This window comes from Leptothrix sp. (in: b-proteobacteria) (assembly GCF_965250675.1).
Classification (GTDB): Bacteria; Pseudomonadota; Gammaproteobacteria; order Burkholderiales; family Burkholderiaceae_C; genus Sphaerotilus.
Genome location: NZ_CBDFPH010000001.1, coordinates 88,483 through 113,617, shown reverse-complemented (window position 1 = coordinate 113,617; position 25,135 = coordinate 88,483). Strand labels below are relative to the sequence as shown.

The window sequence follows — 25,135 nt, the reverse complement described above, 5'->3', positions numbered from 1 at the left end:
TTCTGAAGGGGCCGCTCTGCTGGCGGCCCTGTGCACGGGCCCGTATGTACCGACGGGCCCGTTTTTTTGTCGGGAGTCCGCGAGCAAGGCTCGCAGGCTGCGGGAGTGAAAAACATGCTGCGTTCAAAAAACAAATCCACTCCTGCACCGATGTCCCGCCTGCTGCGCCAGCTCGTGCGCAGCACCTTCCAGATCGAGGCACTGGAGCAGCGCATCCTGCTGTCGGCCGATCCGCTCGCCGCTGTCGGCGCTGCGGCCGGTGTCAACCCCGACGATGTGCTGGTCGTCGATCTGGGCCTGCCCGACCCTCAGGCCGGGGCTGACGCGCCCGCGTCGGTGAACCCCGACGGGCCGGCACCGGGCAACTTCCAGGTCGACGCCGCAGCCTTTGACGCGACGCTGGCGCACACGCGCGCCGCCTTTCTCGACTCCGCCCTGGCCCTGGGTGACCCGGCCTACGCCGATTTCATGGCCGGCGTGCTGGACAACCTGACGCTGGACGCCGCCGCCGCCAGCGACGCCCCGCTGCTGCTGGGCCTGTCCGGCAGCAACGCCGGCGTGCTGGCCAGCGGCAGTGCCGCCGGAGCCCTGACGTCTGGCGTGGTCGACACGCCGCTGGGCGACACGATCCGCCAGCTGGCCGACGGCCGCTACGACACCGCCGGTCTGGTGCAGGCCGGAGGCCTGGACGCGCTGAGCGCCCTGGTGGTCGACGCCGGCGCGACGCTGGCCGGCAGTGGCCACCTCGACCTGCCGGTGCTCGTTGCCGGTACGCTGGCGCCGGGCTATTCCCCGGGTCGGCAGGACCTCGGCGCGCTCACGTTGACGGCGGATGCAGTCACCCAGATCGAGCTGGGCGGCCGTGCGCCAGGCAGTGGCTACGACCAGGTCAACGTCACGGGCCTGGCCCAGCTCGACGGCCGGCTGCAGATCAGCCTGTTCGGCGACTTCAGGCCCAGCGACGGCGACACCTTCACCATCTTCACCTTCGGCAGCTACAGCGGCGCCTTCAACGACGCATCGGGCCTGGTCGACACCGCCAACGGCCTGTACTACACGCTCAGCCAGAACGACGACTCGCTGCAGCTGGTCGCGCACGAACTGGACCCGACCACCAGCTTCCTGGCCCTGGCCCTGCAGGCCACCGGCGCCGGCGGCCTGGCCGACGAAGACCTGATCGGCGAGGCCTTCAACGCCAGCTACTTCGGCCAGACGGCCGGCTTCAGCCTGAGCGGCTCGCTCAACCTGGGCGACGGCCTGACGCTGTCGGGCACGATCGCGGTCGGCCGCACCAGCGGTCTCAGCATCGGCAGCGGCACCTACGACGCCTGGACGCTGGGCCTGGAAGACGCCAGCGCCTACCTCGGCTTCGACGCCACCGACCTGAGCCGGCCCGGCCTGCTTGTCAGCGACGCCGACGTCGGCCTGCTCTGGCTCGACAGCAGCACCTCGGACGTCGGCTATGTCTGGGGCGAGGGCTCGGTCGGCGGCCTGTCCTTGACCGGCACCGGTGACATCACCCTCGCCGCGCAGTCGCTGAGCTTCGATTTCGGCCTCGGCCTGGGCAGCGTCGCTGGCCAGCCCAACGACAGCCTGCTCGACCTGTCGGCCACGCCGCAGTCGTTCAGCGTCGGCGCCACCCCCTACACCTTCGACAGCGATGACGAGGGCGAGCGCAGCATGGTCTCGGGCAGCGCGACGCTGGACGTGCCCGGCGCGCTGAGCCTGTCGGGCACGCTCGGCATCGCCCACTCCGACACCGGCCTGCTGATGGCCGGCAGCGGCATCAGCGCCCGCCTGGAAGCGGCCGACGTCAGCGTCGGCCTGGACCAAGGTGCATTCGGCCTGGTGGTGGCGCCGACCGGCGGCCGCTACGCGCTGCAGGCCTCGGGCGCGGTCGCGATCGATGGCGGCGGATTCGCCAACGTCAGCGCCGACGACGTGCGGATCGAGGTCAACAGCACCGGTGCCGCGCTGGCGGCGCGCACGCTCAGCTTCGGTGGCTTCAGCCACGCGATGGGTGCGCTCGCCGCCAATGCCACGCCCACCGTGCGCATCACCGGCCTGCAGGCCACGCTGGCCGACAACTTCGGCCTGGCGGGCGACTTCGCCTTCCAGCGCGATGCCGTCAATGGCGACCTGATGGCGCTGGCCAGCTCGGCCAGCACCTGGCTGCAGGCGGGCGATTTCCACGCCGGCGTGGCCGGCGCCCAGGTCGCGCTGGTCGTGCGCGCCGGCAGTGCCGGCACGCTGCTCGAAGCCTCGGGCGCGGTCGACCTGGCGCTCGGCGACGCGCTGCAGGTCTCGGCCGACCAGGCCAGCGTGCGCTGGAATTCGACCAGCGCCAGCGCCACCGGCCGGCGCATCGACGTTGCCGGCCTGACCCACACCTTCGGTCCGCTGGAGGCCGGCCGCCAGGAAGTGGCGCTGAGCGGCGCCGAGCTGATCGCCGGCGACTTCTTCCGCGTCAGCGGCGACTTCGCCTTCCTGCACAGCCGTGCCACCGTCAAGCTGGCGGCCGACAGCCTGAACACGCTGCTGACCGACGAGGCCAACAGCGGCGTGCTGGTCGACCTGCTGACGCTGGGCGGCCAGAACCTGACGGCGCGTGCCGGCGTGGTCGGCGCGGCCGGCGAATTCACCGGCCTGCAGATGGCCGGCGTGCAGTTCGGCCTGGCGCTGATGAGCGCGCGCGCCGACAGCACGCGGCGCTGGACCAGCGTGCAGGCCGAGATCGGCAGCGCCAGCCTGGAGGGCATGCCCGGCGTGGCGCTGTCGGGCAGCGGCGTCGAGTTCAACCTGAACCGCTCGGCCAAGGCCAGCGATGCGGTGGTCGACTACGCCGCCGGTGCGACGGCGCTGAACGTGCTGACCGGCACCGACAGCACGCTGGCGCTGAACATGGACGGTGAGCAGGGCCAACTGCTGAAGGTCAGCGGCCAGATGCACCTGGACGTCGCCGGCTTCGTGCAGATCGACGGCAACCTGGCGCTGGAGAAGAGCAGCACCACCGTCACGCTGGCGCAGCGTGGCCTGCTGCCGGCCGAGGAAGTCGATGTCGACGTGCTCACGGTCGGGGCCGATGCGGTCGAGGCCTTTGCCGGCGTGAACGGCGGCACGGCCGACGCGGTCGGCCTGGCGCTGCACAACATCGGCTTTGCGCTGGCGATGATGACGTCGCAGGACGACGAGACGCGCCAGTGGACGGCGCTGCAGGCGCAGGCCGGCAGCGTCGGCTTCGTCGGCCTCGACGCGATCGCGCCGACGGTGCGCAACCTCACCGTCGAAGTCAACCAGGCCAGCAAGGCCGGCGACCGCGTGGTCGACTTTGCCGCCCAGGACCTGGACGTGGCCACCGGCACCGGCCTGACCCAGACGCTGACGCTCGACGGCGCCCGCGGCAACATGGTGCGCGCCGAAGGCGACATGACGCTCGAGGTGTCCGACTTCGCGCGCTTTTCCGGCCGCATCGGCTTCGAGCGCCTGGCACCCACTAACCCGCTCAAGCTCAGCAACCGCAGCAGCCTCAGCGGCGCCTCGATGCTGGCCATCACCGGCCAGGACGTGACTGCCTTCGTCGGCTATGCCGAAGGCGGCTTCGACGGCAGCCAGACACTGCAGGAACAGGCCGCCAACCTCTACGGCTTTGGTGTCGAAGGCGTCGATTTCGGCCTGCTGCTGACCAAGGCCGGCGGCCAGTCGTGGAGCGCGCTGAAGGCCGACATGGCCGACGCCCGCGTCTACGGTTTCGACCCAGCCACCTTCGAGCTGTCGGCCCAGGGCCTGACGCTGGAGATCAACTCGGCCGCCGCCAACGGCACGACCATCGACTACGCCGCCTCGTTTGGCGGCGGCCTGGCGCTGGGCAGCAGCGGCCAGGTGGTGATGGACCTGGGCGCACGCCAGCGCCTGGGCGTGTACGCCGAGACCGCCACGCTGTCGGTCTCGCAGTTCCTCTACTTCAGCGGCGCCATCGGCTTCGAGCAGGCCAACTACGCCAACACGCTGAAGGCCGGCGCGGCCGCCACCACGGTGGTCGGCGCGCAGGGCTTTGCCATCGGCGGCTCGGGCGTGACCGCCTTCGTCGGCTACGCCGACAACGGCATCGACCCGGCGCGCACGCTGGCCGCGCAGGCCGACGGCCTGTACGGCTTTGGCGTCGACGGCCTCGACTTCGGCCTGTTGAGCCTGAAGGACCGCTCGGGCATCAGCTACACCTCGCTCGCCGCGCACGCCGACCACATGGCGGTCTACGGCTTCGACCCGGCCACGCTGCAGCTCTCGGTCTCGGGCCTGAACCTGGCCTACAACGCATCGAGTACCGCCGGGCGCGAGCTCAATTTCGCCGGCAGCCGCGCGCTGCAGATCGCCACCGGGGCCACGCCGGTCACGCTCGACTTCTCCGGCGCCCGCGTGGGTGTGTTTGCCGAAGAGGCCGTGCTGGCGATCTCCGACTTCGTCTACGCCCGTGGCGCGATCGGCTTCCAGAAGAGCAGCCTCGGCACGCTGACCACCGCCACCGGCCAGTCGGTGCGCGGCGCCAAGGCTTTCTCGATCGGCGGCTCGGACATCGACGTCTTCGTCGGCTATGCCGACAACGGCATCGACCCCGACCGCAGCTTCGCCAACCAGGCGGCCTCGCTCTACGGCCTGGGCGCCGAGGGCGTGGACTTCGGCCTGCTGCAGGTCAAGGCCGGCACCACCAGCTACAGCGCGCTGAAGGCGCATGCCGACACCGTGGCGGTGTACGGCTTCGATCCGCAGGACTTCGAGCTGTCCGCGCGGGGCCTGGATGTGGCGCTCAACCGCGCCTCCAGCGGCGCGGCGCTGAACCTGCTGACCAGCTTCGCGTCCACCGACGGCTACCTGCTGCCCACCGGCGCAGAGCCGCTGCTGCTGGACATGCGCACGGACACCGTGCGCGCCAGCGTCGAGCAGGCCACGCTGCGCATCGGCGACTTCGTGCACCTGCAGGGCAGCTTCGCCTTCCAGCAGGGCGCCACCGCGCCGCTGACGGTCAAGAACGCCTCGGGCCTGACGCTCAACAACGTGCCCACGCGCGGTTTCGAGATCGGCGCCGAGCATGTGCAGGCCTTCGTGGGCGTCGGCGGCCCCTACCGCAACGACACCAACGGCGACGGCGTGCTGACCGCCGCCGACGCCAGCAATCCCGACGCGATCGGCCTGGTGATCGACGACCTGAGCTTCGGCCTCGGTCTGTACAAGGCCAACAACACGCTGCTGAACCGCCTGGGCGGCGTCGCCGGCACCAGCTTCACCGCCTTCAAAGCCCATGCTGGGCAGGCCGGCCTGGTTGGCGCAGGCAACTTTCTGGAGCTGAACCTGCAGGACGTCAACATCGGCGTCAACCTCAGCAGCAAGGCCGGCAGCATCGCCGACTTCACCGATGGCGGCCGCAACGACGGCCATGAGATCGCCACCGGCGGCAGCCCGATGGTGCTGGACTTTGCCGGCGAGCTGATCGAAGCCAACGTCGGCCATGCCAAGGCCACGCTGGCCGGACTGGTCACGCTCGAAGGCGGATTCGCCTTCCAGAAACGCGTGCTCGACGACGTGTCGTTCAAGCTGCCCGGCCTGGAGCTGATCGCCCCGGCCGACGCGCTGGTCATCAGCGGCCTGGGCGTGCAGGCCTTCGTCGGCATGAACGGGCCGTACAAGACCGATGCCAACGGCGACGGCGTGATCGACGCCGCCGACGGCGTCAACACCGGCGCGATCGGCTTCGCCATCGAGGACATGGACTTCGCCATGAGCCTGCTGGCGCCGCACCAGGCCTCGGGCCTGAGCCTGCCGGGCGTGCACTTCTTCAGCCTCGACGCCCGCGCCGCGCTGGCCGGCCTGGTCGGCACCGACCCCTGGCTGACGCTGGAGGGCCGCGACATCGAGGTCCAGCTCAACGGCGCCTTTGCCGGCGACTACCCGCTGCCGGGCTTCTACGTCGACTACAGCCAGCTGCCCGACGGCGGCTGGCGCATCCCGGTGGGCAGCGCCGGGCGCGAGATGGTGCTCGACTTCGACAGCAACCTGCTGGGCGTGCGCGTCGACGCCACGCTGGGCGTGTTCGACCTGTTCGAGATCAGCCAGGTCTTCGACTTCGGCCTCAACCTGCCCGGCATCGACCTGGGCGACCTCGGCCTGAACCTGCCCACCTTCAGCCTGCCGGACCTGTCGACCCTGAGCTTCGGCCTGCCCAGCCTGGCCTCGCTGCGCTTTGCGCTGCCGGGCTTCACGCTGCCCAGCCTGCCCGATTTCGACTGGTCGCTGCAGCTGGGCCTGCCCGACCTCGACCTGAACCTGCCGTCGCTGACCTTGCCCTCGCTCGGCCGGCTCTACGCGCTGTGGCCGTCGCTGCAGCTGCAGTTCCCCGACTTCAGCTTCCCCAGCCTGCCCGACCTGCCGCCGCTGCCGTTCGATTTCAGCCTGCCGGGCTTCAGCCTGCCCAGCCTGCCCAACTTCGACTGGTCGCTCTACCTGGGTCTGCCCGACTTCGACATCAACCTGCCAACGCTGACCTTGCCGGCGATCGGCAAGCTCTACGCCGGCTGGCCGTCGCTCAAGCTGCAGTTCCCCGACATCAGCTTCCCGGACCTGCCGAGCTTCCCGACCTTCGACATCCCGCGCCTGAGCCTGGGCGACCTGCGCGACCTGATCGACCTGTGGCCGCAGTGGCAGCTGCAGTTCCCCAGCCTGACGCTGCCGACGCTGCCGGCCTTCCCCGACTTCAAGCTGTTCGAGCTGCCGCCGTTCGATCTGGGCAACCTCCGCATCGACCTGAGCGCGCTCACCGGCCTGGCGCTCACCTGGCCGACGCTGGCACTGTCCTTCCCCGACATCGACTTCCCCGAGCTGCCCAGCCTGCCGAGCTTCGACATCGGCCTGCCCAGCTTCAGCCTGCCCGGCAACCTGCTGCCCAGCATCAGCCTGCAGAGCCTGACCGGCTGGCTGCCGGAGTTCACGCTCAACACGCCGCAGTGGCTGATCGACGGCCTGAAGTTCATCCAGGGCATCGACCTCAACATCGGCCTGGACGGCATCTTCGGCAACATCAGCCTGCCCGACCTGCGCATCGACCTGGGCGACTTCATCCACCTCGAAGGCGACTTCAAGCTCAACCTGGGCCAGACCTTCACCGCCGACATGGCCACCGGCCTGCCGCGTGAACTGGGCCTGGTGCAGGGCCTGCTGGGCAGCACCGCCAGCAGCGTCATCGACGCCATGAAGCTGATCGGCGGCCTGTCGGACGACTACTCGACGCTGTCGGACGTCACCTTCAAGGGCGTCAGCTTCGGCGCCAGCGACGTCAGCCTGTTCGTCGGCGCCGGCAACCCCGATTTCGGCCGCTCGCTGGCCTCGCAGTCCGGCCTGGTCGGCTTCGGCATGCAGGGACTGGACCTGGCGATCGGCAGCTTCAAGGCCGATCTGCCTGATTTCTTCGAGGCCGAGAAGGTCTTCTCGCTCAGCGCCCAGGCCGATGAGCTGGGAGCCTACGGCTTCGGCGACGTGCTCAAGGTACTCGGCCAGGACATCACGGTCGACGTCAACACCGGCGGCAAGGCCCTGGGCGGGCTGATGCGCGCCATGCCGGTCTATTCGAGCATCGTCAACGGTGCCGACCGCGGCCTGCAGATCGCCACCGGCGGTGCGCCGGTGGTGCTCGACTTCGGCGGCACCGAGCTGATGGGCCTCGACATCGGCCTGGCCGAGATCGCCGTGGCCGACTTCCTGCACCTGCGCGGCTCGCTGGCCTTCCGCAAGGGCGAGGTCTACGACGTCACTGTCAACACCGGCGGGCTGGCCCCGCTGCTGCAGGACCTTGGCACGGCTACCGGCACGGCGATCGGCTCGACGCTGGACCTGCAGGTCTCGGCGCTGACGCTGGGCGGCGCCAACCTGGTCGGCTTCGCCGGCGTGGGCGGCCCCTACCGCTACGGCGACGACCTGAGCGGCGCGCAGGGTGCGCCCGATGGCATTCCCGACCAGATCAACGCCTCGGCGGTGGGCGTCGAGCTGACCGACGTCGACTTCGGCCTGGCGCTGATGACGCCCACGCTGGCCACCGCGATTCCGGGCCTGGCCCAGTACGCACCCAAGTTCGTCTCGGCCCGGGCCGACATCGCCAGCGCCTCGCTGGTCGGGGTCGACCCGGCACTGATGGAAGTGCGCGCCGAGGACGTGCACGTCAACATCAACACCTTCGTGCTGCCCACGGCCGGGCCGGTGGTGAACGCGGCGCTGCAGGTCTTCGGTCCGCCGTCGATCAACTACGCCCTCAGCCCGAGCTTCCGCGACTACACCGAAGACACCAACGGCAACGGCGTGCTCGACGGCAGCGAAGACCGCAACCAGAACGGCCGCATCGACGCGGCCGGCTTCGCGCTGCCGGCCGGTGGCAGCAACATGGTCTTCCTCGACTTCAGCGAGGAAATCGTCCAGGCCCAGATCGGCTACGCCGAGATCAACCTCGGCGGCGCGCTGCAGATGTCGGCCTCGATGGCGCTGACCAAGCGCGGCTCGGAAACCGTCACCCTCAGCAACGGCCAGACCACCACCGTCACCACGCTGGCGCTGGGCATCAACGATGCCAACGCTTTCCTGGGCATGCCGGCCGACGGCCACGGCTATTTCTGGGACAGCAACGGCGACGGCCGCATCGACGCGCGCGACAGCGTCAACACCGCCGCCGTCGGCCTGGTGGTGCAGAACCTCGACCTCGGCCTGGTCATCGCCAAGGAATCGGTCATCAGCCTGAGCGGCGTCGACCTGGGCGTGTACATCGCCGGTCGCGCCACCGTCGACACGGTCGGCCTGGTCGGCGTGCCGGGCGCGACCGCGCAGGCCCGCGACCTCGCCATCGAGATCAACACCGGCTCACGCGTGTCGATCGGCGTCGGCGACTTCGTCACCGATGCCGCCAGCGGCGCGGTCAGCTACGACGCCAGCCTGCAGGTCGCCGTCGCGCTGACGACGATCGACTTCAGCCAAAGCCGCTGGACCCATCCCGACGATGCCCAGGGCGTGACCCGGCCGGGCTACGCCATCGACACCGGCAACCCGCGGGCGCCGGTGGTGCTCGACTACAGCGAGCAGTTCCTGCGCCTCTACGGGCTGATGGAGGTCGACCTGTTCGGCCTGGTCAAGATGGACGGCGCGCTCGACTTCCGCGTCAGCGAAAGCGACGGCCTGACCGCCTTTGCCGACGTCAACCTGCAGATCGGCCCCGACGGCCTGAACCTGCGGCGCGAGGCCACCGGCCTGCTCGTCCTCAACCAGGGCGGCGCCGCGCTGCGCCTGGACCTGGCGGCCAACCTCGACCTGGGCCCGGTGGCGCGGCTGAACGCCGAGCTGCAGCTGCAGCTCAACACCTTCGGCCGCGATGTCACCTACGTCGTGCCCGACGCGTTCCGGCCGCTGACCGGCTTCTCGACCTTCACCATCGGCGCCTACCCGCCGGGCAAGGACGCCAGCTGGACCGGGCCCTACGCGGCCCTCACCGGCCGCGGCAACCTCGACCTGTTCTCGGGCGCGCTCGACCTGCGCGGCGACTTCGCCGTCATCGTCGCCAACGTGCAGTCGCGCGTCACGGTCGAGCTGGGCGTCACCGCCGAGCTCGACCTGCCGCTGCTCGAACCGCTGGGCGTCACCGGCACGCTCGGCCTGGTGGTCGACGGCGCGGCCAGCGGCAACCAGAGCGGCCTCTACGGCAGCCTCGAAGTGGGCGGCGCCAACCCCAGCTCGACGATCATCGACGGCGGCGGCGTCTTCAGCGTCGCCGGCCAGTTCCTGCTGCAGATCAACACCACCAGCGTCAGCCAGCAGGTGCGCGGGCGCGATGCCCAGACCGGCACCTTCTTCACCGCCGCCGGCCAGGCCGCGCAGGTCAGCCTCGATCCGCAGAGCCTGCGCCTGTCGGGCAAGGCCACCATCGAGATCGGCCCGCTGGCGATGAACGGCGCGGTCGACCTGCTGATCGAGCGCAGCGGCATCCAGGCCGCGATGGACGTCACGCTCGACCTCGGCACCTTCGGCGAGATCGGCGTCAAGGGCGCGGCAGCGTTCGGCGTCGACGCCACCAACACGCCGTTCTTCGCGCTGCTGGTCGACACCCGGCTCGGCTTCGGCGTGTCGGTGCTGAACGTCTCGGCCAACGCACGGCTGCAGATCAACACCAGCTCGCAGGACTACACCACGCTGCAGGGCGACGTCATCGCCGCCAACACGCTGTTCGACCTGGGCCTGGTCGGTCAGATCAAGGTGCTGGCCTTCGACGTCGACTTCGACGGCCGCGTCAGCCTGGTCAACAACGAGTTCAAGCTCGACTTCAACGGCCACCTCGACTTCTTCGGTGCGCTGCGCATCGACGTCGGCGGCTTCATCACCTCGGGCGGTGCCTTCGAGGTGCGCGGCAAGACCGAGCTCGACATCCACCTGGGGCCGCTGCACCTGAACGCCGGCATGAGCGTGCTGTTCAGCAGCCAGCCGCGCTTTGCCGGCGCGGCCTGGGGCTCGCTGGACTTCGAGATCGACGTCGGCCTGTTCACGATCGACTTCACCCTCGCCGGCTTCCGTGGCGAGATCGACATCACCCCGGCCAGCGCCTACCTGGCCGCCCAGGCCACGGTGATGGGCATCACCGTCTCGGGCAGCTACCGCTGGAGCCTGGGCTCGCCGCCCGACATCAGCCACCTCGACGCCGACGGCACGCTCTACCTGCACATGGGCGACACGCTCGGCCGCTACGGCGACGCGCGCTACAACGACATCGTCAACGAGTCGTTCAACATCGACACCAACGGCGACGGTTCGCAGATCACCGTGGCCACGCTGGGCGAGACCGACACCTATGCCGCTTCGGCGGTCAAGAAGATCGTCGCCTACGGCGGCGCCGGCAGCGATTTCGTCTACGTCGGTCGCGGTGTCAAGGCCGCGCTGGACTTCGACGGCGGGCTGGGCAACGACAGCTTCATGGTGCTGGGTGGCCAGGGCGGCAGCATCATCCGCGGCGGCGCCGGCAAGGACGAGTTCGTCAGCGGCCTGATCAGCGGCATCCAGTTCCTGGGGGGCGACGGCAACGACCGCTTCATCGGCGGCGAGGCCGCCGACCTGATCGACATGGGCGCGGGCGAGAACACCGTCTTCGGCGGTGGCGGCGCCGACACCATCGACGCCCGCGGCGCGGTCGACACCATCGACGCTGGCGAGGGCAACGACCTGATCCGCGCCAGCCTGGCCGGCGTGCTCAACCTGAAAGCCGGCGACGGCCAGGACACGGTGGTGCTGGACACCTTCACGTCCAGCGCGCCGCTGCAGTTGAACGACCACCAGCTGGTCGTCATCAGCGGTGCAGGCCAGACCCGCACGGTCAACTTCGACGACACGCTCGACCGCGTGCAGCTGCGCGACCTGGCCGCCAACACCGTGCTGCGCAGCGGCGCCGGCGTCAACTGGAACCGCACCGACCTGGTGCTCGACGCCGCCGGCGTGCTCGACGTGACGGCGGCGCGCATCGTCGCGCCGCAGGCGCTGTTCGAAGTGCAGGCCGCCGGCATCCGCGGCACGCTGGACACCCAGCTGGCCGAGCTGACCGTCGTCAACCTGGGCACGGCCGCCGGCCTGGGCGACATCGTCGTGCGCGAGGCCGACAGCCTGGCCATCGTCGACAGCGGCCGCGCCAGCGGCGGCCTGTCGACACCCAACGGCCGCATCGACATCGGCCTGGCGGCGCGCGAGGCGCTGCTGTCGCTCGACTCGGGCGTGCTCAGCACCGGCAGCGGTGGCGGCGCCATCGTCATCGTCGCCGACGACGTCGATTTCGCCTCCGGCGCCAACCGCGTCTCGGGCACGGGGACGTTCACCCTCCGCAGCCAGGCCGTGGCGCAGAACTACCGCATCGGCAGCGCCGGCCAGTCGACCTATGGCGTCGACGGCTCGCTGGCCGGTGCCACCGGCTTCCTCGACCTGGGCATGCGCGATCTCTCCGCGCTGGCCAACGGCTTCACGCAGATCAGCATCGGCCACCGCGCGCCGGGCGGCGTGATGCGCATCGGCGACGTCGAGGACGCCGTCGTCGGCCAGTACAGCTTCTCGGCCCGCCTCGACGACGTCGCCACGCTGGTGGCCGACCGCATCGAGGTGGTCGGCGACGCCCAGTCGAGCCAGCGCCTGACGCTGGACGCCGGCACGATCAAGATCGAGCGCCAGAACAGCCAGGCGCCGAACGGCGCCCCCGACGCCGGCCTGCGCGCGGCCGAGCTGCTGCTCGACGCCGACGAGCAGATCCTCGTCATGGGCTGGGCCATCGCCGACACGCTGCTCGACGTGCGCGTCAGCGCCAGCACCGGCCAGGGCGGCTTCGTCACCTATGGCGACGAGATCAACAGCTTCACCGCCGACAAGGGCAGCACGGTCCAGACGCTGGCCGGCAACAGCCTGCTGCGCCTGGTCACCTCGCACTCGATCTACAGCGCCACCGGCATCTTCGGCGGCGTCGAGGGTGGCGCCAATGCCCAGGTGGTGGTCAACGCCGGCACCGGCCTGACGCTGCTTGAAGGTGGCACCGTCGCCACCCGCAACGCGGGCGGCAGCATCGACCTGAGCGCGGCCAGCTACATCCACGTGCTGTCGGGCAGCGCCATCGTCTCGGGCGCGCGCTTCGACGAGCAGAACCGCGCCTACCTCACCGGCGCCAACTCCACGCTGGCGCTGCACAGCGGCGGCGAGCTGACGCTGGCCGGCTCGCTGACCGCCGCCGGCCGCATGACGCTCGATGCCGGCGAGGTGCAGGATCCGTTCGCCGACTACTTCAACACCCTGCCGGGCAACACCTACGAGGCCAAAGGCGCCCCGGTGGTCATCAGCGAGGCCGCAGGCATCGCCAGCGCCATCGCCGCGCTGCAGGCCGGCCGCCTGCCGGCCAACCTGCAGGCGCTGTTCACCAGCAGCAACCTGGCGCTCGACGCCGCGTCGGCCCAGGTCATCTCGGTGGCCAACTACGTCGCCTTCGCCGACCTGCCCGAGGCGACGCGCAACGCCATCGCCGCGCAGAACGGCTACACCGTGTATGCCGGCGGCTACTTCAACCCCGGCACCGGCCGCTTCCTCACCAGCCTCTCCAGCAGCCCGGTGGTCGGCTACACGCTCGACGGCGTGGCCTGGGGCGCAGCCGGCCGGCCGGCCGCGGGCACCGCCTTCGCGTCGCTCAGCGCCGCGCAGCAGCAGGCCGTGGCGGCCTCGCTGGGCTACACCGCCTACAACGGCACGGTCTACTTCAAGGCCGGTGCCGATGCCGCCAGCGCGGTGCGCGCCGGCTTCGAGCAAGGCCTGTCGGCCGACTACAGCAACGCCGCCATCGACTGGGCCGCGGCCGGCGTGGCCGCGCCTGCGGCGGGCGCCAGCTTTGCCCAGCTCAGCATCGCGCAGCGCCTGGTGGTGGCCAATGCGCTGGGCTATGCCTACGACTACGACCAGATCCCGCTCGACGCCTGGGCCAGCACGCCGTTCGACTACCGCACGGTCAGCGCGCAGGACTGGGTCAATGCGTCCAGCCTCAACTACGCCGTCGCGATCTCCGACGCCCAGTGGGGCGGCGTCGCCAAGCCGCTGTCCGGCCTGCCGTATGACCAACTGAGCGCCGAGCAGAAGGCCGTCGTCGACCGCGTGGTCGCGTTCGCGCCGCTGCAGACCGACCGGCTGACGCTGTCGGGCAGCTTTGCCGCCGGCGATGTGCTGAGCCTGATCCTCGACGGCACTCGCCTGAGCTACACCGTGACCGCTGGCGACATTGGCGTCACCGCAGCCGAAACGCTCACCAAGGTGGCCCAGGGTCTGAGCCAGGCGATCAACGCCGATGCGACGATCAGCGCGCGCGTCAGCGCCACCAGCGTCGACGCCATCGTGCGCGTGCGCACCGATCAGCCCTCGCAGCCCTTCAGCCTGACGCTCGCCGACGCGCGCGTGCAGGTCGAGCACAACCCCTTCGACGAACTCAACCTCGACCAGCAGCGCCTGGTCGCGGCGCGCCTGCGCCCGGCGCTTGATGTGGCCTTCAAGGACCTGACGGCCGCGCAGCAGCAGGCCGTGCTGGCCGGCATCGCCATCGCCGAGGCGGCCGGCACGACGACCCAGTACTTCAACTACTCGGCGCTGCCGGGCAAGAAGCTCGTCAGCAGCTTCACGCAAGGGCTGGTGACCGACTACACCAATGCCGACATCGCCTGGGGCAGCGCCGGTGCGCCGGCCGCCAACGCCAGCTTCGCCAGCCTGACGCAGGCGCAGAAGGACGTGGTGGCGCGCGCGCTCGGCTACGAGCGCTTCGATGGCCTGAACTTCTTCAAGGCCGATGCCCGCGCCGACCAGCGCTGGGTCAGCGGATTCACCGAAGGCGGCGGCGCCTATGACCTGGCCACGATCGACTGGGGCGGCACGGCCGCACCGGCGGCCGGCACCGGCTTCGAGGCGCTGACGCTGGCGCAGCGCGAGGTCGTGCTGCGCAACCTCGGTTATGACGCGGTCAACCGCGAGGTCTACGTCAACGACAGCGCCGCGATCGGCAAGAAGATCATCGACGGCTTCGTCGAGGGCAGCATGGCCTCCGGCGCCGACTACGACACCACGGCGCAGGACTGGTGGGCCAGCGTGCCGCCGGCCGCGCCGGGCTCGTTGTGGACCGACCTGACGCTGGAGCAGCAGGACCATGTGCTCGCCAAGCTGGGCTACCAGCGCTGGAACGGCCTGGTGTTCCAGAACGCCGCCGCCAGCGCCGCCAACCGCTACCGCCTGAGCTTCGTCGAAGGCACGGACTACCGCAACGCCGAGACCACCTGGAGCCGCGTCGCCGTGCCGGCGGCCGGTACCGCCTTCGACGCGCTGAGCGCCGAGCAGCAAGCCGCCGTGCTCGAACAGTCGGGCTTCGACAAGTACAGCGCGACCGTCTACGTCAAGGCCGACGCCCCGGCTGGCAAGCAGCTGGTCACCAGCTTCACCGTCAACTACGCCGACCCCGACGCCCCAGCCACGCCGAGCAAGCGCTGGCTGGTCGACGACGGCACGCAGCGCTACCTGGTCTACGCCTACGACGCCAACAACGACGGCGTCATCGAGCAGCTGCAGGTGCAGGCCCCGCACGTGCTGCTGGGCCAGCGCGGCGCGGGCTTCCTGCTGACCGGCAGCATCACCTCGCTGCAGGCCGACGCCGACTTCGTCGTCGACGTGGCCGGCGACGCGCTGGTGGTGGGCGGGCGCATCAACCTGATGGGCGACGGCTCCGACCTCGTCATCCGCTCCGACCGCAGCGTCTACTGGCAGGGCGAGGCCGAGGTGCATGGCGACATCACCCTCGAAGGCCGCGGCTCGCAGCCGGCCGGCGCGCCGCTGGCGGGCACCAGCGTCTACGTGCATGCGGCGTCGACGCTGGCGTCGGCGCAGGCCGGCAGCCACATCACGATCAGCGGCGCCGACGACGTCGAGATCCACGGCGCGGTGCTGGCCGGCGGCGTGCGCGGCAGCAGCGGCGTCGACTGGCTCGGCCCGGATTCCACCGTCACCATCACGGCCGGCGAACAGATCCTGGTCAACAACGCGGTGGCGGCAGCCCGCTCGGTGCGCCTGATCACCACGCGCGCCCCGGGCGCCGACGACGCCGGCAGCGGCGTCATCCTCGACACCGTCGCCGGCCTGACGGCCGCCGGCTGGACCAGTGACGGCAGCGGCGGCCTGGTCGAGGTCAACGCCATCGGCAACGTCCAGCTCGGCGGCATGGTGCTGTCGGGCGGCGAGGCGGTGCAGACCTTCAACGGCGCCGGCCGCCTGACCGGCGAGTCCATCGCCTGGACGGCCGAACGCTCGACCGTGCGGCTGGCCGCCACCGGCCAGCTCAACCTGGGCATGAACACCGTGTCGCAGGACGGCACGGTCGTCGAGGTCGGCGCGCGGGTGCGCGCCAGTGCGCGCATCGAGCTGTCGGGCGGCGCCAATGCCGACCACATCGGCGTGCGCCTGCCCGGCGCCGCGGTGGCGGCAGTCGCCCAGCCGGACGGCCAGATCGTCATCAACGCGGCGCAGGACGCCTGGCTGATGGGCCAGCTGCTCGCCGGTGGCGAGGTCGTCGACCACTACGACGCGGCCGGCTTCTACCTCGGCAGCACGGTGCGCAACTTCGCCGGTGATTCGGCCATCCGCATCACCGCCGACGAACAGATCCGCCTCGGCCGCGACCTGCTGGCCGGCAAGACCATCGAGGTGCGCGGCGGCCGCAGCAGCCACGCCGCCACGCCGGCCGACCCCTGGGGCGACGAAGGCCTGGTGATCGGCGGCAATGTGCAGCTGCGCACCTGGCAGCAGGACGCCAGCATCACGCTGTCGGCCGGGGGCGACCTGTCGGTGCTGACACCGGCCTGGACGCAGGAGATCGTCGCCGACGGCTTTGCCGAGTTCGCCAACGGCCACCTCAGCGCGCCGGCGGCGCTGCGCCTGACGGTCGAGCAGGGCACGACCGACCTGGTCGCCGACATCGCGGTGGCCGCCCAGCGCACCGGTGGCAACACCGGCCTGGCCGCGCTGGTGGCCGATCTGCAGCGCGCCATCGACGCCTCGGTGCTGGCCGGCAAGGTCACGGTGCGGCTGGACGACGGCCGCCTGCTGCTGACCAGCAACTTCGAGCTGCGCATTGCCGCCGCCGCTGCGGGCGGCGCCGAACGGCTGGGCTTCAGCCAGCTGGCGAGCACCTCGCCGAGCGGCGGTGCGACCGTGTCGGCACGGTCCTACGCGATCGACGCCAGCCAGCGCGGCTCGGTCGTCAACCTGGGCAAGGCGAATGCGCCGGCCGGCGTGATCACCATTGCCGGGGCCATCCGCGCCCACAGCGGCATCAACATGCACGCCGGCACCAGCGTGACCGGCGCCCTGGCGGTCGACTTCCTGTCGACCAGCCTGATCGAGACGCTGAGCGGCTCGATGGTGATGAACCCGGCCGGTGCGGTGACGATCGAGGGCGACTTCATCGCCCGCGGCGCCAATGCCGACATCATCATCAACGGCACCGGCACGCTGGCGCTGAAGGGCAACCTGACCGCGCAGCGCAACATCCTGATCAGCGCCGGCACGCGCGAGCAGGCCGGCGAGGTCAGCCTGCGCACCTACAGCACCGCGCATTTCGAGACCCTGACGGCCGGCAGCCGCATCGTGCTGCAGGGCCTGAACGACGTGCTGATCGGCAACACCATCGGCAAGGACGGCGCCGACCTCGGCCTGCTGCAGATCGGCTCGCTGAGCGGCGACCTGGCCATCCTGTCGGGCGCGCAGGACGCCTCGGGCTGGCTGGAGACCGGCGCCAGCATCGTGCTGTCGGGTCGCAACATCGACGTCGCCGGCGTGGTGCGCAGCAATGGCGCGACCGCGGCCAGCTACGACCATGAGCTGACGCTGAATGCCACCAACGACGTGCGCCTGCACGGCGCCATCGGCCTGATGGGTTCGATGCAGGTCAACGCCGGCGGCGACATCGCGGTCTGGAATATGGTGCTGAGCGCGCAGGCGCCAGGCCAGCACCTGCAGTTCAACGCCGGTGACGCGATCACGCTGGGGGCCGCCACCGGCCAGGCCGGCGCGGTCATCCTGGAGGCCGACAGCGCCGTCGAACTGCTGGCGCGCGGCCAGGTGACGCTGTCGGACAACGCCCGCCTGTACAGCGCCGGCCACGCCAGCAGCATCGTGCTGCAGGGCTCGGACCTGCTGCTGCAGGGTGCGCTGCTGGCCGGCAAGGACCATCCCTTCAGCTACGACCCGGCCGTCGAGGCGATGGGCTTCGACGCCGGCCTGCCCGAGACCGTCACGGGCCAGGGGGCGTCCGTGCGCCTGCGGGCGACGCGCGAGATCCAGATCGGCAACCTGGCCAGCGGCTTCGGCGGCCAGCTCTACGCCACCGGCGAGATCGACGCGCAGGCGGGCACCAGCCTGTCCGGCAGCGGCCTGGCCATGAACGCCGCCAGCAGCATCACGGTCGACGCGACCGGCGGCGGCCGCTTCAGCGGCGTGGCCCAGCCGGGCCAGATCAGCCTGGTGGCCGACGGCGATGTCACCTTGCGCGGCGCGGTCAGCGCGGTGGATGCCGGCGCGGACATCACGCTGCGTTCGCGCTCGCTGATCGACATCGGCGGCCTGGTCACGGCGCAGGACCGCCTGACGCTGCGCGGCGGCACCGACAGCAGCGGCCTGGGCGTGGTGGTGCAGCAGATCGTGCTCGACGCCAGTGGCAACTACCTGTCGGGCGGCACGCTGGACACCGCCGTGGGCGGGCACATCGACGTCGAGTCGGTCGACGGCATCAGCGTCGCCGGTGTGGTCGGCCAGCGCGAGCTGGTCAACGCCGCGCTCGGCCAGGCCAGGACCGGCACGATGCGGCTGGCCTCGCTGTCGGGCAACGTCAACCTGCTGCGCAACGTCAACGTGCGCGATGCGCTCGACGTCAGCGGCAACAACGTCAACCTGCTCTCGGGCAGCTATGTCTACGCCACCGGGGCGGATTCGACCCTGTACCTGCTGGCACGCAAGTCGCTGGTGATGTCGGGCCGCGCCGTCGGCGCCGGACTCGACCCGGCCATCGCCAAGGCCGACAAGCTGCTGCACGTGGTCGCACCGACGATGACGATCAACGGCCTGATCGACGTCACCGGCAGCACCGGCCTGGCGCTGTTCAGCGCCGGCAGCACCATCAGCATCGGCGGCAACGTCCACTCGGCCGGCAACATCGCCGTGCATGCGGGCGTCGACATGTCCTGGACCCGCGCGCAGATGGAGGACACCGCCCTGTCGCGCGCCGAGCTGCGCGGCGGCAACATCAGCGTGGTGGCGCAGGGCGTGCTCGACGCCGCCGGCACCATCAGCCTGCTGGCCGGCGGCTCGGTCACGCTCGATGCCGACGCCACCGTGACCGGCTTCGAGGCCATCAGCAAGACCAGCTACGTCACCGTCGACCGGCCGGTCCAGGTGGTGGTCGACACGGTCAAGGTCGCCACCGGCACGGTGGAAGTGCCGGTCATCAGCTATGTGCCGACCGAGATCACCGAACAGGTCGGCACCGAGCTGGTCGCCGTGGGCAGCCGCTACGAGACCATGAACGTGCAGCTCACCCAGGTGGGCTACTACAACCCCAACGCCGCTGACGACCGCAAGTTCCGCGAGGTGCTGATCGAAGGCGTCGACTACCTCAACGACAGCTACCGCCAGTCCGGCGCACCGGCCTGGGCGGTGGTGGTCGACTGGAGCGATGCCGGCAACGAACAGGTGCCGGTGCGCTCGGTCGCGCCCAGCGACCGCCCGAGCGGCGACTACACCCGCATCAACGCCGCCGCCAACGCCTACAAGAGCTTCGCGCAGCTGTCGGACGCGCAGCGCTGGGCCGTGCTCAACAGCAGCGGCTACATGCCGATCTACCAGTTCAGCTACAGCGGCTGGCAGCTCAACCAGACCATCAACGGCACGGCCAGCGCCCTGCCCGAAGGCACCGTGGGCAGCGATGGCGTGGCCCTGGCCCCGAGCTGGAAGACCAACCCGCAGCAGGTCTTCTACGTCGACGTGGCCAACTGGCGCGACAAGTACATCGTCATGCCCGAGGGCGCGCAGGAGGCCATCCTCAGCGTCGCCAGCGCCGGCGAGGCGCGCTACCTCAGTGGCGACACCACCGCCGACGGCCAGAACAACGGCAGCTGGGTCACGCTCGATCAGGCCAAGAACGTCGACGGGGTCAACACATTCGCCGGCGAGCTGGTCGGCCGTTACCAGGAAAGCGCCAACGTCACCTACACCCAGTCGGGCTCGGCCTTCACCAGCTCGACCGTCGACGGCGCCACCGACTACGACGGCACCGGCGCCAGCTGGAAGGTCGGCTACCGGGGCGGTGGCGAACGCATCTACCAGCTCAGCAACGGCCTGTCCAGCGTGCTGGGCACCAGCGCCGCCGTCAACCTGACGCTCAACCAGCGCCCGCTGTGGGACTACAGCGGCAGCACCGAGGTGACGCGCAACATCAGCAACGGCGTCGACGCCTCGGCTGGCGCCAGCGTCGGCCAGGCCAGCGGCAACGTCAACTGGGTCGACTGGAACAACGCCAGCTACAACCAGGTCAACGGCGGCAACAGCAGCGTCAACGGCTCGGCCGCCGGCGTGACGGTGAGCTTCTCCGGCGAAGGCATCGGCCTGAACCAGGGTGGCAAGAGCTGGAGCTCGGGCGACTACACCTGGGGCAACATGAGCAGCCAGCCCTCGGGCGCGACCAACGAATACATCAGCTTCAACGGCGGCAACCGCAGCGGCCGCATCACCTTCTCGACCCCGGTGCTCAACCCCTACATGGCGGTGATGAGCCTGGGCAACAGCGGCGACGGCGGCGTGATGTGGTTCGGCAACGAGGACTTCAGCGTGCTGTCGCAGGGCAGCTCGGTCAGCGGCGGCTGGGGCTCGGGCAGCCTGGCCGAAGGCGCGGGCGGCTACGCCTACAACAGCTCGGGCGAGGGCAACGGCGTCATCCGCTTCAACGGCGTCTACAGCTCCATCGACTGGGTCATCGCCGACACCGAGTACTACGGCAACTTCACCATCGGCTTCGAGGGCGTGGCCGGCGCCAGCCAGGGCGTGCGCGCCACCAACACCGTGGTCGGCCCGTCCGACTATGTCGACGGCTTCGTCAACAACCAGGTGCAGAGCCTGGTCTACCTGAACGGCAGCCAGTCGACCTCGTACAACAACATCGTCGGCTACGCACCCGGCTACGCCAGCTATTACGGCGACTACACCGCGCTGCGCGAGCACATCAACTACGGCGGCGCAGCCCTCAACCTCGACTGGCCGACCGGCAGCAGCGTGGGTGGCTTCAACGACAAGGCCTCGGCGCTCTACATCGACGGCCAGACCGCCCGGGTCACGGTCTACGAACACGTCAACTACGGCGGCCGCAGCGAAACCTTTACCGCCAGCGACGGCTGGCTGGGCGACAACAGCATCGGCAACGACGTGGTGTCGAGCTACCGGGTCTGGGGCAACCGCTACGAGGACTTCAACAACTACGCCTACGACTGGACCTCGAAGACCCAGGACATGTACGACCAGCGCGTGCAGCTGTCGTACAGCCTGTCGACCCAGGCGCAGACGCTCTACGACTACCGCCCGGTCTACAAGACCAGCGTGCAGCAGGTCAAGGTCGAAAACCTGCAGACCGTCACGGTCTGGGAAGACCGGCCGGTCTATGCCGAGCAGAGCCGCCTGGTCACCGAGGCGGTCACCACCGTCGAGGCGGGCCGCGGCAGCGGCACGGTCGACTCCATCACCGCCGCCAACATCGTCATCGACGCCGGCCTGTCGGTCGTGCTGTCGGGCCGGCTGACCGCCGCCGACGCGCTCACCATCACCGCCCAGCAAGGCGTCAACCTGGCCGGGCGCGCCGCCAGCGGCCTGTTCAACGGCGTGGCCGTCAACGGCCAGCTCGGCACCACGCTGAGCGCCAACGTCATCCACCTGCAAGGGGGCAGCGCGATCAGCAGCGACGACTCGGCGCTGCTCAACGCCACCCAGGCTGCCGGCCAGGCCGCCGCGAGCGTGCGCCTGCAAGCGGGCGCCGAGCTGGTGCTGGGCGGACGCATCGGCGCCGCCAGCGGCGCCACGCTGGCCACGGTCGCGCTGGAGTCGGGCCGCAACGTCACGCTCAGCGGGCGCATCGACGCCGGCAGCATCCGCGTGCTGGCCGGTCTGGCGAGTGCGCGCGACGGCAGCATCAGCGCCGACCGCGACGCCGTGCTGACCGCCCAGACGGGCGACCTGACGCTGACCGCCGGCCAGTACGGTGGCGACATCCTCTTGTCCGCCTCCACCCTGACCGCTGCGGCGGCGGGCCGCGCGGTGTCGTTGACGGCCGCCTCCGGCGCCGTCACCCAGAGCACCCTCGCCGCCACCGATCCGGACAGCGGCGCGCCGCTGCAGCTGATCTCGGGTCTGGTCAGCGCCAGCCACCTGACGGTGCAGGCCGAGACCGCCATCCGCCTGCAGAGCCGCGTCGCCACGGTCGACCGCCTCGCGCTGTCGGGCGCAGGCCAGATCGAGCTGGTCAACCTGACCGACCTGGTCGTCACCGAAGCCGTCGCCTTCGACGGCGCCATCCTGATCGACAACGACGGCGCGCTCACGGTCCGTGCTGCCACCACCCAGGGCGCGGGCGACGGCAACGACATCGTGCTGCAGACCTTTGCCAGCGGTCCGGGCAACCCGGCGGCGTTGAGCGTGGGCCATCTGCTCAACAGCGGTCGCGGCGACGTTGTGCTGCATGCCGAAGGTGCGCTCAGCAGCCTGGCCGGCACCGGCATCACGGCCGACGAACTGCGCATCTACGCGGCCGTGCAGGACGCGACGGCCGGCAGCGCCCTCGTCATGCTCAGCAGCAACGTGGCCACGCTGGCCATCGCCACCCGCGGCAGCGGCGACGTGCGCATCGCCCAGGGCACGCGCCATCTGGCCGTCACCGACAGCCGCATCGACAGCGGCGACTTCACGCTCACGGCCGACGGCCAGGTCGACCTGGTCGACCTGGTGCTGGCCTCCAACCTCGACGCCCACACGCTCAGCGTCACCGCCACCGGCGACGTGCTGGTACGCCATGCCTCGGCGGGTCTTTACCTCGCGACGGCGGCCGATGCACCGCGCGTCGACCGCAACGGCGACGGCGACACCCTCGACGCCGGCGACCTGCCGGCCACCCGGGTGAGCTCGGCGGGCGACATCGTCATCACCTCCACCGCCGGCCAGATCGTCGAGGCCGGCAACGACGCCGCCGTCGACCTGGTCGCCGATCGCCTGACGCTGCGTGCCGCCACCGGCATCACCGGCATCGAGATGGCGGTCAACACGCTCGACGCGGTGACCAGCACCGGCCACATCGAGCTGTCCGACCGGGACGGCGCGCTGGAAACCTCGCTGGGCTTCGAGGTCATCCAGGCGCTGACGGCCAAGTCGGCCACGGTCGGGGCGATCACGAACACGGTCAGCCTGAGCGCCAGCGCCACGCTGCGCGTCGGCGCAGCCGGCCTGGTGCGCGGCGACATGCTCCGCCTGAGCAGCACGGCCGACTCAGTCATCGTCAGCCAACCGGCGGGCGCGGCCGACACGCTGGACTACAACGGCGGCGTCGCTTTCGCGGCGGCGCAGGACCTGCAGCTCTACCGCTTCTTCAACGCCACCACCTGGATGGAATACCGCGCCGGCAATGCCTTTGCCTTCGGCACGGCCCAGCTCAATGCCAGCGGCCAGGTGGTCTCCTCCACCTTGAGCGAAACCCTGCCGGCCACGCTGAGCGCGGACACGCTGATCCTGGCCACCGGCGGCACGCTCAGCCTGAACGGCAGCCTCACCGCCGGCAGCCGGCTGGAACTCGTCGCGGGCGAGGACGTGCTGCTGCGCGGCAGCGTCAACGCGGGCCACGGCCATGCGTCGATCGGGCAGTTCATCGTCACCGCACGGGGGGAGCGCAACGCATCCAAGGCGGTCGACTTCAACAACACCGGCGTCTACACCACGGTGTCGCAGCCGACCGGTTTCATCGACATCCAGCTGGCGACGCTGCCGGCCGAGAACTTCCAGCTGCGTGCGCTGCGCGACATCGCGCTGGCCGTCAGCAGCGACCTGACGCTGAGCGGCTTCATCGGCGGCCTGCAGGCCTACGACCCGGCCGCCAACGTCGACCTGCGCGTCGGCGGCACGCTCAGCGTGCTCGGCGGCATCGTCGCCGCCAATGCGGCGCAGGGTGGCGACGTCAACGTGATGGCGGCCTCGGTGGCGGCCGACGGGGCCTCGGTCTTCATTGCCGATCACCTCGACATCAGCGCACGCAACGGCGTGCTGCTGAACACGCTGGTCAACAGCCTGGCGGTCGCGTCGACCGTGGCGGGCGACATCATCGTCAACGAGGCCACCGGCCTGACGGTGAATTCGGTGGTGGCCGCCAACGGCGCCATCCGCATCAAGACCGGCGGCGAGACCTGGGTGCGCGAGATCCGCAACCTGGCCGACCAGGCCGGCGACGACATCGAGTTGCGCATCGGTGGCGCGCTGCACGTCGACCTGATCGAGGCCGGCGTGCTGGCCGGTGCCAACAAGGCGCACGGCTCGATCACGGTCGAGGCGACCGGCAACATCGACGAGTGGCAGGCGCTGGTGCGCGATGCCGCCGGCAACGTCACCGGCACGGCCTACGACCAGGGCTCGGCCGACCTGTACGGCTACGACGTCACGCTGATCGGCAACGCCGTGCCGGCCGCCAAGCTGCTGCAATCGGCCAGCGATGCCGGCAGCAGCGCCGAGGTCGAGGTGCGCGTCATCTCCGGCGCCAGCAACGCCTTCACCGTCACGACCGACGGCCGCACGCTCAACGAAGCCGCCGCCCAGAGCTCGGGCGGTGGTGTCATCCGCCTGAGCACGAGCGCGCTGACGCCGGCCGGCAGCAACGCCGCGCAGACCAGCGTGCTGCGCTTCGGCAACATCATCGCCGCCGGCCAGACCTGGAGCGTGACCGTCAACGGCATCACCAGCTCGGTGGTGGCCGGCGCCGGCGAAAGCTTGCCCGACCTGCTGCAGCGCCTGGCCACGGCGTTGACGGACGAGCCGGCCCACGCCATCACCGCCAGCGTCGACGCCGGCCAGTTCGCACTGGTGCTGACCGCACAGGCGCTCAACACCGCCTTCAGCGTCGACGCGGCCACGGTCAGCGAGACCATCACCAGCCTGCGCCCCGATGCCGTCGCCAACGACGGCAACACCCCCACCACCGCTGCCGGCAGCACGCAGGCGCAGCGCAGCGTGGTCGAGTTCGGCGCGGGCGCGACGCTGGCCGCCGGCCAGCAGGTCAGCGTGGTCGTCAACGGCCACGCGTACGCAGCGGCGCCAGGCGACAACGCCACGCTCTGGATCACCGGCGCCGGCAGCGCCGCCATCACGGTGGACGTCCAGGAATGGGCGGCCACCACGGCGCTGGGCAGTGCCAGCGCCAGCGCCGTCAGCGGCGAGCAAACGCCACCCGCGCGCACCCTCGACGTGGCCGGCCTGACGGCCCAGGCCGGCGCACGCTACGTCGTCAGCGTCGGCA

General features: G+C 70.6%; 1 protein-coding gene (cut by a window edge). It reads left to right on the top strand.

From position 1 onward, the window contains the following. The first annotated feature begins 150 nt into the window (after positions 1–150). Positions 151–25,135, top strand: the 5' portion of a protein-coding gene (locus AC5IG3_RS00315) for an LEPR-XLL domain-containing protein (RefSeq protein WP_491896830.1). It continues 16,145 nt past the right edge of the window; only the first 24,985 of its 41,130 coding nucleotides appear in the window; its start codon is at positions 151–153; its stop codon lies beyond the right edge, outside the window.